Annotated in this window: 10 protein-coding genes; 7 read left to right on the plus strand and 3 right to left on the minus strand. The window is 46.0% G+C overall.

Annotated elements, in window-relative coordinates:
• The first annotated feature begins 216 nt into the window (after positions 1 to 216).
• The 3 genes from ATB76_RS05945 to ATB76_RS05955 all read left to right on the plus strand — a co-directional run bounded on the left by ATB76_RS05945 (position 217) and on the right by ATB76_RS05955 (position 4,434).
• Positions 217 to 1,905, plus strand: a complete 1,689-nt coding sequence (locus ATB76_RS05945; protein ID WP_009705856.1) for an NAD-dependent malic enzyme — start codon at positions 217 to 219, stop codon at positions 1,903 to 1,905.
• Between the two features lie 166 nt (positions 1,906 to 2,071).
• Positions 2,072 to 2,818: an ElyC/SanA/YdcF family protein gene (locus ATB76_RS05950; protein ID WP_045424275.1), complete on the plus strand. Its 747-nt coding sequence runs from the start codon at positions 2,072 to 2,074 to the stop codon at positions 2,816 to 2,818.
• 245 nt (positions 2,819 to 3,063) lie between these two features.
• On the plus strand, positions 3,064 to 4,434 hold the full coding sequence (locus ATB76_RS05955) for a DASS family sodium-coupled anion symporter (protein WP_061034867.1): 1,371 nt from the start codon (positions 3,064 to 3,066) through the stop codon (positions 4,432 to 4,434).
• Between the two features lie 160 nt (positions 4,435 to 4,594).
• Here the strand turns inward: ATB76_RS05955 and ATB76_RS05960 are convergent, their stop codons facing one another.
• Positions 4,595 to 5,938, minus strand: coding sequence for a GGDEF domain-containing protein (locus ATB76_RS05960; protein ID WP_038868684.1), 1,344 nt, complete (start codon positions 5,936 to 5,938; stop codon positions 4,595 to 4,597).
• A gap of 340 nt (positions 5,939 to 6,278) precedes the next feature.
• On the opposite strand from ATB76_RS05960, the gene ATB76_RS05965 reads away from it, so the two are divergent.
• A complete protein-coding gene (locus ATB76_RS05965) occupies positions 6,279 to 7,103 on the plus strand; it encodes a DUF2797 domain-containing protein (RefSeq protein WP_042601776.1) in 825 nt (274 codons plus the stop codon).
• Positions 7,104 to 7,182: 79 nt separating this feature from the next.
• Here ATB76_RS05965 and ATB76_RS05970 read toward each other — a convergent pair whose 3' ends face one another.
• Both ATB76_RS05970 and ATB76_RS05975 read right to left on the minus strand, forming a co-directional pair.
• Positions 7,183 to 8,418, minus strand: a complete 1,236-nt coding sequence (locus ATB76_RS05970) for a cysteine desulfurase-like protein (RefSeq protein ID WP_061034868.1) — start codon at positions 8,416 to 8,418, stop codon at positions 7,183 to 7,185.
• Complete coding sequence (locus ATB76_RS05975) at positions 8,402 to 9,058, minus strand: 2OG-Fe dioxygenase family protein (RefSeq protein WP_009705852.1); 657 nt, start codon at positions 9,056 to 9,058, stop codon at positions 8,402 to 8,404. Before ATB76_RS05975 ends, ATB76_RS05970 begins: the two co-directional genes overlap by 17 nt.
• Positions 9,059 to 9,429: 371 nt before the next feature.
• On the opposite strand from ATB76_RS05975, the gene trxB reads away from it, so the two are divergent.
• The 3 genes from trxB (at position 9,430) to cydC (ending at position 13,997) form a co-directional block, all read left to right on the plus strand.
• The gene (gene trxB, locus ATB76_RS05980) at positions 9,430 to 10,389 is read left to right on the plus strand and encodes a thioredoxin-disulfide reductase (RefSeq protein ID WP_009705851.1); all 960 of its coding nucleotides are present in this window, start codon (positions 9,430 to 9,432) and stop codon (positions 10,387 to 10,389) included.
• Between the two features lie 103 nt (positions 10,390 to 10,492).
• On the plus strand, positions 10,493 to 12,280 hold the full coding sequence (gene cydD, locus ATB76_RS05985) for a cysteine/glutathione ABC transporter permease/ATP-binding protein CydD (protein ID WP_061034869.1): 1,788 nt from the start codon (positions 10,493 to 10,495) through the stop codon (positions 12,278 to 12,280).
• Positions 12,273 to 13,997 carry a cysteine/glutathione ABC transporter ATP-binding protein/permease CydC gene (gene cydC / locus ATB76_RS05990; RefSeq protein WP_061034870.1) on the plus strand — a complete coding sequence of 575 codons (1,725 nt, stop codon included), beginning with the start codon at positions 12,273 to 12,275 and terminating at the stop codon, positions 13,995 to 13,997. Before cydD ends, cydC begins: the two co-directional genes overlap by 8 nt.
• The last annotated feature ends 73 nt before the right edge of the window (positions 13,998 to 14,070 follow it).

Raw genomic sequence — 14,070 nt, forward strand, 5'->3', positions numbered from 1 at the left:
GGATTGCGAGGCATTATACCTGAGTGAGAAATTCCTGCTTTAGGAATCGTTTCTGGCCATTTAATGACAATATTAATGTTTCAGTGACGATATTTTCGTCGGGAATTGGATTTTTTTGCGACATTACGTTGATGTGCATCAACGAATGTTTACAACTAAATAGTGAACCCGTTAGAATTTTGCACGCATCCTTCAACCCTACATTTAAGGCACCCAATGAACAACGACAAGCGCCCACTCTATATCCCATATGCGGGTCCGGCTCTTTTAGCGACCCCTCTTTTGAACAAGGGCAGTGCGTTCTCCGGAGAAGAACGTAGTTCATTCAACTTGGAAGGTCTTCTACCAGAGACGACTGAAACCATCCAAGAGCAAGTAGAGCGTGCGTACCAACAGTACAAAAGCTTTGAAAGTGACATGGACAAGCACATTTACCTGCGCAACATCCAAGACACGAACGAAACGTTATTCTACCGCCTAGTTCAAAACCACATTTCTGAGATGATGCCGATCATCTACACACCAACCGTTGGTGCAGCGTGTGAGAACTTCTCAAACATCTACCGTCGTGGCCGTGGCCTGTTCATCTCTTACCCGAACCGTGACCGTATCGATGACCTGCTAAACAACGCAGCAAACCACAACGTTAAAGTAATCGTAGTAACTGATGGCGAACGTATCTTGGGCTTGGGTGACCAAGGTATCGGCGGCATGGGTATTCCAATCGGTAAGCTTTCTCTGTACACAGCGTGTGGTGGTATCAGCCCGGCTTACACACTACCAATCGTACTTGATGTGGGTACTAACAACCCGCAACGTCTTGCAGACCCAATGTACATGGGTTGGCGTCATCCTCGTATCACTGGCCCTGATTACGATGCGTTTGTTGAAGAGTTTATCCAAGCAGTACAACGCCGTTGGCCAGATGCCCTGATCCAGTTCGAAGACTTTGCACAGAAAAACGCAATGCCACTTCTAGAGCGCTACAAAGATCGCATCTGTTGTTTCAACGATGACATTCAAGGTACGGCGGCCGTTACAGTAGGTTCTCTACTGGCAGCATGTAAAGCGGCAGGCACTAAACTGTCTGATCAACGCATTACTTTCTTAGGTGCTGGTTCTGCTGGTTGTGGTATTGCTGAAGCGATCATCGCGCAAATGGTATCGGAAGGAATCTCTGATAAGAAAGCACGTTCGCAAGTTTACATGGTTGACCGTTGGGGTCTGTTGCAAGAAGGCATGCCTAACCTTCTTGATTTCCAACAGCGCTTGGTTCAGAAGTTCGACAACACGAAGAAGTGGGAAAATGAAGGAAATGGCTTCTCACTTCTTGATGTGATGCACAATGCGAAGCCAACCGTGCTAATTGGTGTATCTGGTGCCCCTGGTCTCTTCAGTGAAGAAGTGATCAAAGAGATGCACAAGCACTGCGCGCGTCCGATTGTATTCCCGCTTTCGAACCCAACAAGCCGCGTAGAAGCAACACCAAATGACATCATTCGTTGGACAAACGGTGAAGCGTTAGTTGCGACAGGTAGCCCATTTGAACCAGTGGTTCATGAAGGCAACACTTACCCTATCGCGCAATGTAACAACAGTTACATCTTCCCTGGTATTGGTTTAGGTGTACTTGCGGTAAACGCGAAGCGCGTAACAGACGAAATGTTGATGGAGTCAAGCCGCGCATTGGCGACATGCTCACCATTAGCGATCAATGGCAATGGTGCTTTGCTTCCACCACTAGAAGAAATTCATTTGGTATCGAAGAAGATTGCATTCGCTGTTGCGAAGAAGGCGATTGAGCAAGGTGTCGCGCTAGAAATCACTGATGAAGCGCTAAATGACGCAATTGACCAAGCATTCTGGCAACCGGTTTACCGTCGTTACAAACGCACAGCATTCTAAGCTTTAAGACGTTTTGTATAATTATTAGCCCTCGCACTCCGAGGGCTTTTGTTTTTTATGCTCTTTTTTCTCATCCTAACCATATTTTGGCATAAATGGGCTTCTCTCTTTTCATTTCTATCAGATATGATGAGGGATACACATTGAAATAAGGACATGAAACGTTTTGCTGTTTTCTCGCATAAAGTCAAAGTGGAAGCTCAAGTTCTCATGGAAGCGTCTGGCTTTGGTTTTGTCGATCTCTTTACTCGGTCTTTTCGTCACCATCATTGCGATTGACCGATGGGTCGTGCTTCAAGCTCAAGAAGAAATCTTTACCGACTACGAACAAGTGCCAAAGCACGAGGTCGCAGTTGTTCTCGGCACCAGTAAATACATCGGTAAGGTACTCAATACTTACTATACCCACCGCATCAATGCCGCCATCGACCTATACAAACAAGGTAAGGTGAAGCAGTTTCTACTTAGTGGGGATAACGCGCACCGTTCTTACAATGAACCTTGGACAATGAAGCGCGATCTGCTGCGCGCTGGTGTACCGGAAGAAGTCATTCATTTGGATTACGCAGGCTTTCGAACGTTAGATTCCATCGTTCGTGCTAAAAAGATATTCGCCTCTGAGCGCTTCTTGATTGTCACTCAACGATTCCATTGTGAACGAGCGCTGTTTATTGCTGACGCTTACAATATTGATGCGCAGTGTTTGGCCGTAGCTGGACCAACGGCAAGCAAGCAGAAGATCAACATGCGAACACGTGAACTTATGGCACGTGTGAAAGCGTTTTTGGACTTGTACATCATGAATACGCAACCACGCTTCCTTGGTCCTCAAGAGCCGATCGTTGCGGTGGAAGATACAGTAGAAGAAAAGCAAGAAACCTTCGAAAACGAACGTAATATTCCGGTTCAATAAGTCGACCAAAGTGTTACTGCTTTCAACATTCTCGCTCTGCATTACACACCGATAACAATTCATTAAAAGTAAATGGGTAGCTTTCTACCCATTTCCAATTCCCAACCTCACACTTTCTTATTCTGCCGTCGATTCAGGCAAAACACCCTTTCGCATCCGAAGTAACATTTAATCAATAAATAACTACAAGTCAGTTACTTTGCCATAAAAAACCAACACTAAGGCAATGCAAAAGGAGCACAACCATGACCGCACTCGCTGTGACACTGAAGAACTGGTTCTTCACTCGCAACAGCATGATATTGACGTCTAATGTCCTGCTGTTCGCTATTTTGTTCAACACCCTACCCTTTGAGCCTCAAGTCGTAACCGGCTTATGTATTTTGATTTTTGTTGCCGTACTTTGGTTAACGGAAGCCATTCACGTAAGCATCACTGCCCTGCTAATCCCGCTACTCGCGGTATTCTTGGGCGTATTCAATACCCAAGCAGCGCTAAACAACTTCTCTAACTCGATCATTTTCTTGTTCTTGGGTGGTTTCGCATTGGCTGCCGCGCTTCACAAACAAAAGCTCGATCAAGCGATAGCCGACAAAGTATTGCTGATTGCACGCGGTAAGATGTCTGTCGCGGTCTTCATGTTGTTTGGTGTGAGCGCTGGCCTATCAATGTGGATCTCGAACACCGCAACGACAGCGATGATGTTGCCATTGGTTCTAGGTGTTATGAGCAAACTAGACGCGAAGAATAGTCACAGAACTTACCTGTTCGTGCTACTTGGTATCGCCTACAGTGCGTCGATTGGCGGCATCGCAACGCTAGTAGGTAGCCCACCGAATGCTATCGCAGCTGCAGAAGTCGGTTTGAACTTTACAGAGTGGATGGAGCTGGGTTTACCAATTTCTTTGATTCTCATGCCTATCGCGATCTTGGTGCTATACACCATGACAAAGCCAGATTTAAGCCACACGTTCGAACTTGACCACCAGCCTGTTGAGTGGACAAACGGCAAGAAGATCACCTTAGCGATTTTCCTATTAACAGTGACATTCTGGATTTTCAGCAAACCGATCAACGCTATGCTTGGCGGTTTTGCGAAGTTCGATACCCTCGTTGCAATTGGTGCGATTCTATTACTTGGTGCATCTCGCGCAGTAGAGTGGAAAGACATTGAAAAGACAACTGACTGGGGTGTTTTGATCCTGTTTGGTGGCGGCATCTGTCTAAGTAACGTACTAAAAGCAACAGGCACAAGTGTCTTCTTGGCTAACGGTCTAGCTGGTTTCCTTGAGCAAGCTGGTGTCCTACTTACGATTCTATCTGTAGTTGCGTTTGTTGTTTTCCTAACAGAGTTTGCAAGTAACACCGCAAGTGCGGCGCTATTAGTGCCAGTATTTGCCACCATTGCAGAAGCGCTTGGTCTATCGCCAGTCATTCTATCAGCACTGATTGCTGTAGCAGCATCTTGTGCCTTCATGCTGCCAGTAGCAACGCCACCTAACGCGATTGTATTTGCGACGGGTCATATCAAACAGAAAGAGATGATGCGAATCGGTATGGTGTTAAACGTTGCATGTATCGGCGCGCTAACTCTATTCGCTTGGTTGTTCTGGTAAACATTGCTCAAATAAAAAAGAGCGGCGCCCAAACGCAGCTCTCTTATCAAAACTAGCGCTACAACTGCTGTCCTCGGTAATCAAATTGAATACCTAACTACTACCCCCTAGTCATGTTCAGCAGTTTCCCTTTTGGTGGTCAGTCGACCACCTTTTTCTTTTAGCCCAGCGTCTCTGTTTGTGGTTGTTTTTGCATACCGTAATTGACTTCAATTCGATTTCGGCCATTACGCTTCGCCATATATAACACTTCATCCGCACGAGCCATCGTTTCTGAAACACGCTCATTCTGCATTTGTGCAACACCGATACTGCACGTTAACGGCTCACCATGGACCCAAAGATGCTTTTCAACATTCCGACGCACAATTTCTGCTTTCTGTACGGCTTGCTCGATATTGGTGTTTGGACAGAACACAACAAACTCTTCACCACCCCAACGTACCAGTCGGTCATCAGTTTGAATGGAACTCGCAATCACCATAACAAACTCGCGTAAAATATCGTCCCCCATTTGATGTCCGTATTTATCATTCACGCGTTTAAACTTGTCTAAGTCCATATAGAGAATCGAAAACGAATCGTGACCCCAGCGAACTTGACGAGCTTGTTGCTCAAGCCAGTTTTGGACTGCATGTCGATTCATCGCTCCAGTTAAGGCATCACGATGTGCCAGTTCCGCAAACTCATAATTTTGTGTACGAAGCGTCGAATTCACCTTCTCTAAATGGCGGTGGCGTTTCCGTGCTTTGTTGTATGCGATTTTATTTTTGCGCATTTCTTGTAGTGAGAATGCTAAACCCAGCGCCATCCATGAGAACAACAAAGCGAACAACAGTGTCGACTGTTCTACATATGCGCCTTCAAACTCAATCTTGTCGATAACGATCTTATGTTTACCGAGTGCCGCCCCTGCTCCGGTTGCCAGATCAATGCGAGTAATGTTGGCAAACTCAGGCGCAGAGTGCTCAATCGCAACGTCGTTATCATTCAACCACCACGTCATCACCTGAAGGTTTTCAATCGGGATCTCAATAACTTCACTAAAGTCTGAAGGAGAAAACTGCATGCCATTGTATTTGATGGTGTATTCATCATTCGGGTCTGAGTAGGCCGAATTGAAGTTACGCAAGTACAGACGCAAGTTTTTGCTTGGGTTTTGACCCTCTCCAGCCATTTCATAACGAATTTTTAGACGAACGGTATGGTAGCTGGAAAGATCCAAACCTTTGGTCGCTTGCTTCACATCGGTGTAAACGGAGATGCCGCAGTAAGGCCACGCGTATTTGCTTTCCTTTAGGTCACAGTTCAGAACCAAACTGTGGTTTTGATAAGTAATATCAGATTCACTCAAACCACCAGCAATGGCATCACTTGTAACATGAATATTAAATTGATCCGGTGTAACTTCTAGCTTACGAGTATCACCAAGCAAACTGTATAACGCCACCAAACTGATGGTGCATATCGACAACGCAAAAATTAATTTATGTATCCATTTCATGGCGACTGGCCTATTTACTGACAACTGTTCTGTTTATATCGTGCAATGTACTGAAAGATTTTTCGTTTTTCAAACAAAGTTATTTATCAAGTTAAAAAGTGATTTAAAACTCACATTCTTAATTTCAATACATAGTACACACAAAGTAATTGTGAACCCGCTTCAAGATTGTAGGAATATTCTCACCAAGCGAGATTTGCGAAAGACTTCACACGCTGACTTTGTCTAGTGTTCAAAAAGCCATCAAACAGAAAGCGAAAACTAACACGTATTAGCTTTCTCCTGCCTCTGAACGTCGGTTCGGTATATACTGTGCAAAAACACAATAATGAGTAATGTCATGTCAATAATCGCTACAGGCACGCTAAATAAAATGCGTGCTTCTCTGGATGGTGCAGTAAGCTACCGTCTGCCTGTGGGTAACGAAGAAGTGGATTTGAGCCCATTTCTTGGTAAAACCCTCACCCTAACTCACACTGGCAACATCTACTGTTGTTCTTGCGGTAAGAAAACCAAGAAGAGCTACTCTCAAGGCCACTGCTTTGTGTGTATGAAGAAGTTGGCGAGTTGCGACATGTGCATCATGAAGCCAGAAACTTGTCACTACGAACAAGGCACCTGTCGCGAACCGCAATGGGGTGAAGAGAACTGCATGGTGGACCACTTCGTTTACCTATCTAACACGTCAAGTTTGAAAGTGGGCATCACGCGTCATACCCAAATTCCAACCCGTTGGATAGACCAAGGTGCGACACAAGGTCTTCCTATCTTCAAAGTAAAAACTCGTCATATTTCTGGCTTGATTGAAATAGAATTAGCGAAACACATTGCTGATAAGACAAACTGGCGAACGCTGCTGAAAGGCGATGGCGACCCAATTGAACTGCAAGATCGCTTTGCAGAACTACTGCCATTAGTGGAAGACAAAATCGCTGAGATTAAACAGCAGTATGGCGATGACGCAATTGAAGTGTTGAGCGAAAACATCACTTCTCTAAGCTACCCAGTTCAGCAGCATCCGACTAAAATCACCTCGCACAACTTCGATAAAAACCCAGTTGTTACAGGTACATTGCAAGGTATTAAAGGCCAATACCTGATCTTCGATACTGGCGTGATCAACGTGCGTAAGTTCACCTCTTATGAAGTTGAAGTGAGCGAATAAGCTCTCGGCTCATTGAATAAAAGAAACGAAAAAGCTCGAGCACCTGGCTCGAGCTTTTAGTTTGTGTCGTCTTCGATTCTTACGCGTCGAGGATATTTTCTAACACATCAAACAACATATCGATTTCTGCCGTCGTGTTGTAGTGCATACAACCGATACGCACCACGCCACTCGACTCTTCTAGGCCTAACTGACGAACGAGTCCTAGCGCATAGAAGTGTCCATTCCAAACGCAGATATTGTGCTCACCCAACGTCTTCGCGATGAACTCTGGAGAGTATTTATCAAAAGTCAGCGCAAAAGTTGGCGTTCTCAGTTGGTTACTTTCATTGTTAATACCAAACAAGTTCACGCCATCGAGCGCCCCTAAACGCTGCAAGAAATGCTCACTCAATTGCTGCTCATGTTGGCTGTATAACGCATAGCTTTGCTCTAGACGCTGACGAAGTGATGCTTCTTCATCACCAAACTGGGCTAGGTATTCAACCGCAGCTGTGACGCCTGCCAAGCCTTCAAAGCTCTGTGTTCCGGTTTCAAAGCGCCCCGGTCCAATGTTGGTCGCAGGTTCAAGTTTGTAGGGCTTAACACTGTGTAACCACTGGTCTGCTACGTACGCAATTCCTACATGTGGTCCGAAAAACTTGTACGCTGAACACGCCAAGAAATCACATCCTAATGCTTGCACATCGACTAAATGGTGTGGCGCATAATGCACGGCATCCACATAAACTTGAGCGCCGATACTGTGCGCCATTTTGACCACTTGTTTCATATCAACAATCGAGCCGGTAGTGTTCGATGCGTAAGTCACCGCCACTAAACGCGTTTTCTCATTCAACAAGCTCTGAAGATGCGCAAGATCCAGCGTGCAATCTTCTTCATTAATTCTGACTTGATGAACCATCACGCCTTTGTCTTCTGCTGCTTGTTGCCAACTCGACACGTTAGAGTAATGGTCTAGGGCTGAAACAATGATCTCATCGCCCTCTTTCCAATCTCGACTAATAGCGCGACTTAGCTGAAATGTCAGCGAGGTCATGTTCGCACCAAACACGATATTGCCAGAGGACGGTGCGTTTAGCAGAGCTTGTGCCGATTCGCGAGCCGATTGCATTACATCAACCGTCGCTTGGCTTGAGAAATAGTGCCCACCAAGATTCGAATTGAATCGTCCAAGGTAGCTCACCATGCTATCGAGTACCGACTGCGGCACTTGTGAACCACCGGGTCCATCAAAAAAGGTCACTGGGCGATCATTGTGGTATTGCGCCAGTGCGGGAAATTGTTCTCGGATCTGATTAAGATTGAAGTTCATTTCGCTTGTCCGTCGCTGTCAGTACAAATACATCCATATGACCTTCTTGGTCATTAATCACTGAGCGAATTGGCACCGCGTTGTGCCACAGTTTGCTGTCTGCCAGCATTGCCACTTCGCCATTTTCCAATACTTTACGGAAAAAAGGCGCTTGGTTGTGGCTGCTGTAAAGCATGATGTCGCCACCCATGATGTTGTGACGCCCTACGCCTACTAGCGCGATGTGGTCAAAACCATCTTGGTGTACCCCTTCCGGTGCAACTTGGGTTTCATCGTAAATCGCAGTAATTCGAATTTGATGGATCTCGATTTCCTGACCGTCTGGTAAGTGGTTTGCGTTAACGAACAACTCACACATTTCACGGAAACCTTCACTGGAAAGAATCCCTTTTTCAATCGGCTCAAACTGGCGAATCACATCACCTTGGAAACGGTTGATATCAGAAGATTGTACAAAGCTGTTCTTATTTAAATCGACCACCTGACCGTTTTCAAACCCAACCACAGAGTAACGACGAAGACGATATTGGCCGTCGGCATGTTCCGTACGAGGTAGGCCTTCGAAGGAAGGAGAAAGTTGCTCAATCGCTGCCATGCTGAGCTGAGTCAAATGTAAGGTGTTCTCTCGTGAATGTAACATCATTGGCTCCTTTAATGAGGCACATTTAGCTTTTTTGAATTAACATTTAATTTACATCTTAGGATACGCAAATATTCTGCAATTACCAGAATTTGACGTTGATAGCTTCAACAAAAAAGAAAAAACGACACTTAGCACTATAATTAACATAAACAGCAGTTTAAACATTCAAAATGGAGCTTGCGCAGTATTTGAAACTAGAACTCTCTACTATAAACAGAATTTTATTCTAGTCTGGAACGCCTCTCCATAAACATCAGCAAGTTCTAACCTATAACCAATAATTCGATCCGCTCCTTTCGTTTATGCTTTTAAAGCACTAAGAATTTCCATACAATCGGGAGAAATGTTCAGCCCTCTATGGAGCCATAATGAGCGACGTAAAACACTGTAAATTATTAATTCTTGGTTCTGGCCCAGCAGGTTACACCGCAGCAGTATACGCAGCGCGTGCTAACTTAAACCCTGTGCTAGTAACGGGAATGCAGCAAGGTGGTCAGCTAACGACCACAACTGAAGTAGAAAACTGGCCTGGTGATGCAGAAGGTCTTACTGGTCCAGGTTTGATGGAACGCATGAAAGAACACGCAGAACGATTCGAAACAGAAATCGTGTTCGATCACATCAACGAAGTGGATCTGTCTCAACGTCCATTCCGTCTGAAAGGTGACTCTGGTGAGTACACTTGTGATGCGTTGATCATCTCTACTGGCGCATCAGCGAAATACCTAGGTCTTGAATCTGAAGAAGCATTTAAAGGTCGCGGCGTTTCAGCTTGTGCAACTTGTGATGGTTTCTTCTACCGTAATCAGAAAGTGGCGGTTGTGGGCGGTGGTAACACTGCTGTTGAAGAAGCGCTTTACCTATCAAACATTGCATCAGAAGTGCATCTGATCCACCGTCGTGATTCATTCCGCGCTGAGAAGATCCTTGTAAAACGCCTGATGGATAAAGTTGAAAGCGGTAATATCGTTCTTCATACCGACCGTACTCTAGATGAAGTGCTAGGCGACGACATGGGTGTAACGGGTGTTCGCATTAAAGACGTGAACAGCGGTGCGACAGAAGATATCGATGTAATGGGTGCATTCATCGCAATCGGTCACCAACCAAACACGCAAATCTTCGAAGGCCAAGTCGATATGAAAGATGGTTACATCCTCGTTCAATCTGGTCTTGAAGGTAACGCAACGCAAACCAGCATCGAAGGTGTGTTTGCAGCAGGCGACGTGATGGATCATAACTACCGTCAAGCAATCACCTCTGCAGGTACTGGCTGTATGGCAGCTTTAGATGCAGAACGCTTCTTAGACGCACTTACTGACAAATAACTTTTCACATTTGTGTCATATCCTTAAAGCCCAGCGGTATTCCCGCTGGGTTTTCTTTTGTATACTACCGCCTCATTAAAACAATTATCATTAAGCCTTCACGATGGATAAGAAAAAGCAAAGCAGCTTGAATAAGTGGCTTAAGCAACAGAGTAAGTTGGCCAAGCGCTGGCTGATGGTTGCGATAGGCCTAGGCGTACTATCAAGCGTGTTTTTATTGGCTCAAGCAGCCCTGCTCGCCTCCATTCTCCACCAACTCATTATTGAACAAGTCGACAAATCCGAACTCGTTTGGTACTTCGTCGGACTTGGTGTCACTGTTATCGGTCGCGCAGCTTGTACTTGGGGACGCGAAATCGCGGGATATCGTTGCGGCGAACAGATCCGCGTTTACATCCGCCAACTGATTCTCGATAAAGTTCACCAACTTGGTCCTGCTTATATCAAAGGTAAGCCAGCAGGTAGTTGGGCAACGTTGATCCTAGAGCAAGTAGAAGACATGCAAGATTTCTTCTCTCGCTACCTTCCACAAATGTCGTTGTCTGTTTTGGTGCCTTTCATCATCCTAGTGGTGGTTTTCCCAATTAACTGGGCAGCTGGTTTAATTTTCCTGATTACTGCACCATTGGTTCCAATGTTTATGGCGTTGGTGGGTATGAAAGCCGCTGACGCAAACCGTAAGAACTTCAAAGCGCTGCAACGCTTATCTGGTCACTTTTATGACCGTTTGCAAGCAATGACAACCATCCGTTTGTTCGATCGTACTCAATCAGAAACCGAGACATTAAAAGGTGCATCTGAAGTTTTCCGTACTCGTACAATGGACGTATTGAAGATTGCATTCCTATCTTCAGCGGTTCTTGAGTTCTTCACCTCTATCTCAATTGCGATTACGGCGGTTTACTTTTGCTTTTGTTATATCGGAGAGCTCAACTTCGGTTACTACGGCACAGGTGTAACGCTGTTTGCTGGTCTATTTATTCTGATCCTTGCGCCTGAGTTCTATCAGCCACTGCGTGACCTTGGTACCTTCTACCATGCCAAGCAACAAGCAGTTGGCGCAGCAGAAAGCATTGTTGAATTTCTAGAGCTAGACGTAGACCAAGTAAAAGACGGTAACAAGGCCGTAGAACAAAACGCAGCGATTCATATCGAAGCTCAAGACCTTGTTATCTTCAGCCCTGAAGGTAAACAACTTGCTGGTCCCCTATCCTTCTCGCTAGAAGCGAACCAAAGCACCGCACTGGTTGGCCCAAGTGGTGCAGGTAAAACCAGCTTAGTAAATACCATCCTTGGTTTTATGCCATACAAAGGCAGCTTAAAGATTAACGGCTGTGAACTTTCCGAGTTGGATTTGGCGACATGGCGCGAAACCATCAGTTGGATTGGTCAAAACCCAATGCTTTTGCATGGCAGCATTCGTGACAACGTCACTCTAGGCAAGCAGGATATTCAAGACCAGCAAGTCCACTCTGTACTGAGTGACTCCCACGCTGCAGAATTTGTTGAAATGCACGGTCTGGATTACCAAATCTCAGATCGCTCTGGCGGTTTGTCTGTTGGTCAGGCACAGCGCCTTGCTCTTGCTCGTGCGATGTTACAAAACGGCCGTTTCTGGCTACTTGATGAACCAACTGCAAGTTTGGATGCTCGAAGCGAGAAATTGGTTATGGAAGGCATCGGTAAATACACTGAGTCCACCACTAACTTGATGATCACTCACCAACTCGCGCCGCTGCAGAATGTCTCCCAGATTCTGGTTATGCAAGAGGGTCAAATCGTTCAACGTGGCGATTACGCAACGCTGGCATCGCAAGATGGTTTATTTAAAGAAATGTTGACTGCCAACCTAGCTCAACGTGAATCAGACAAGGGGAACTTAGATGCGTGATTTACTCCCTTATCTAAAACTGTATAAAAAGCACTGGTTTGGTTTGTCACTCGGTATGCTTCTAGCATTTCTAACGCTGGCAGCTTCTGTTGGTCTATTAACGCTGTCCGGCTGGTTTATCTCTGCGGCCGCTGTAGCAGGTTTGACCATTGCTCGTGAAACCTTTAACTACATGCTGCCTGGCGCAGGTGTTCGTGGCGCTGCGATGGCTCGAACTGCGGGCCGTTGGGGCGAGCGTGTAGTTAGCCACAATGCAACATTCAAGCTACTGACGGATCTGCGTATCTTCTTCTTCAAGAAGCTTGCGCCTCTGATCCCTGGTCGCGTTTCGACTCTGCGTGATGCGGATCTGCTAAACCGTCTAGTGGCAGACGTAGACGCGATGGACCATGTGTACTTGCGTCTTGTCAGCCCTGTGATTGTTGGCATCTTCGGTATCTTGTCGCTAACCGCGGTACTTGCCTTCTTTGACTGGCACCTTGCGCTACTGCTTGGCGGTATCCTAACGGTAATGCTGTTGGTGTGGCCAGTATTGTTCTATAAACTGGGCAAACATAACGGCGAACACCTGACTCAAAACAAAGCACAACTGCGCGTAGCAACACTGGACTGGCTGCAAGGTTACAGCGAACTGAGCCTGTTTGGTGCAGAAGAGCGTTACCGTAACGTGATTCTAGAAAAGCAAAAACAGCTGCTCTCCAACCAATTTGTTAACGCAAACCTCACTGGCATGGCGTCTGGCTTGTTGATGCTCGCTAACGGCTTGACCCTTGTTGCAATGCTTTGGTTTGCTGCGGATGGCGTTGGCGGTCGTGCACCAGACCCTTGGATTGCACTGTTCGCGTTTGCAACCATGGCGAGCTTTGAAATTCTGATGCCAATTGCTGGTGCTTTCCAATATCTAGGTCAAACACTGACTTCAGCACGTCGATTAAACGAAATCACGCTAGCTGAGCCAGACGTTGTCTTCCCAGAAACATCGAAGCGTGAAGGTGATAAGCCGTTAAATATTGAGTTCGACAAGGTTGATTTCACCTACCCTGATGGCCAGCAAAAAGTGCTGAAAGACCTGACACTGTCACTGCCACAGGGCTCAAAAACGGCGATTGTTGGCCAAACCGGTTCAGGTAAATCGACGCTTATTCAATTGCTTTGTCGCTACTGGGATGTAAACCAAGGTCAAGTGAGCATTGGTGGCGCGCCTCTGCAAGATTGGAGCGAATCCGATTTGCGCGCTGCGATCACAGTAGTTAGCCAACGTGTTGATGTGCTTAATGGCACATTGCGTGACAACCTATTGCTTGCGGCTCCAGAAGCAACGGATGAACAGCTGGCTGATATTCTGACTAAAGTAGACTTGGCGAATCTGTTAGACGAACCAGGGCTGGATGCTTGGCTAGGTGACGGCGGTCGTCAGCTGTCTGGTGGTGAGAAGCGTCGTATCGGTATTGCTCGCGCGCTATTGCGTGACGCTCCTATCCTACTGCTTGATGAGCCAACTGAAGGTCTAGACAAGCGCACTGAACAAACAGTGATGGAATTGTTCAAGCAACACTTCACCAATAAAACGGTGGTATTCATTACTCACCGTTTGATTGAGTTGGAAAGCATGGACAACATCTGTTTGATGGAACAAGGCGAAATCATCGAACAAGGTAACCACCAAGCACTGCTTGCAGAAAAAGGTCGTTACCACCAGCTATTACAATCTCTGTAATACCGGGATTCAAATAGACAAAGGGCTCATCAATTGATGAGCCCTTTTCTTTTGCTCTCGCTGTTCCCATAAC

This window comes from Vibrio sp. MOR3 (assembly GCF_001557775.1).
Lineage (GTDB): Bacteria > Pseudomonadota > Gammaproteobacteria > Enterobacterales > Vibrionaceae > Vibrio > Vibrio jasicida.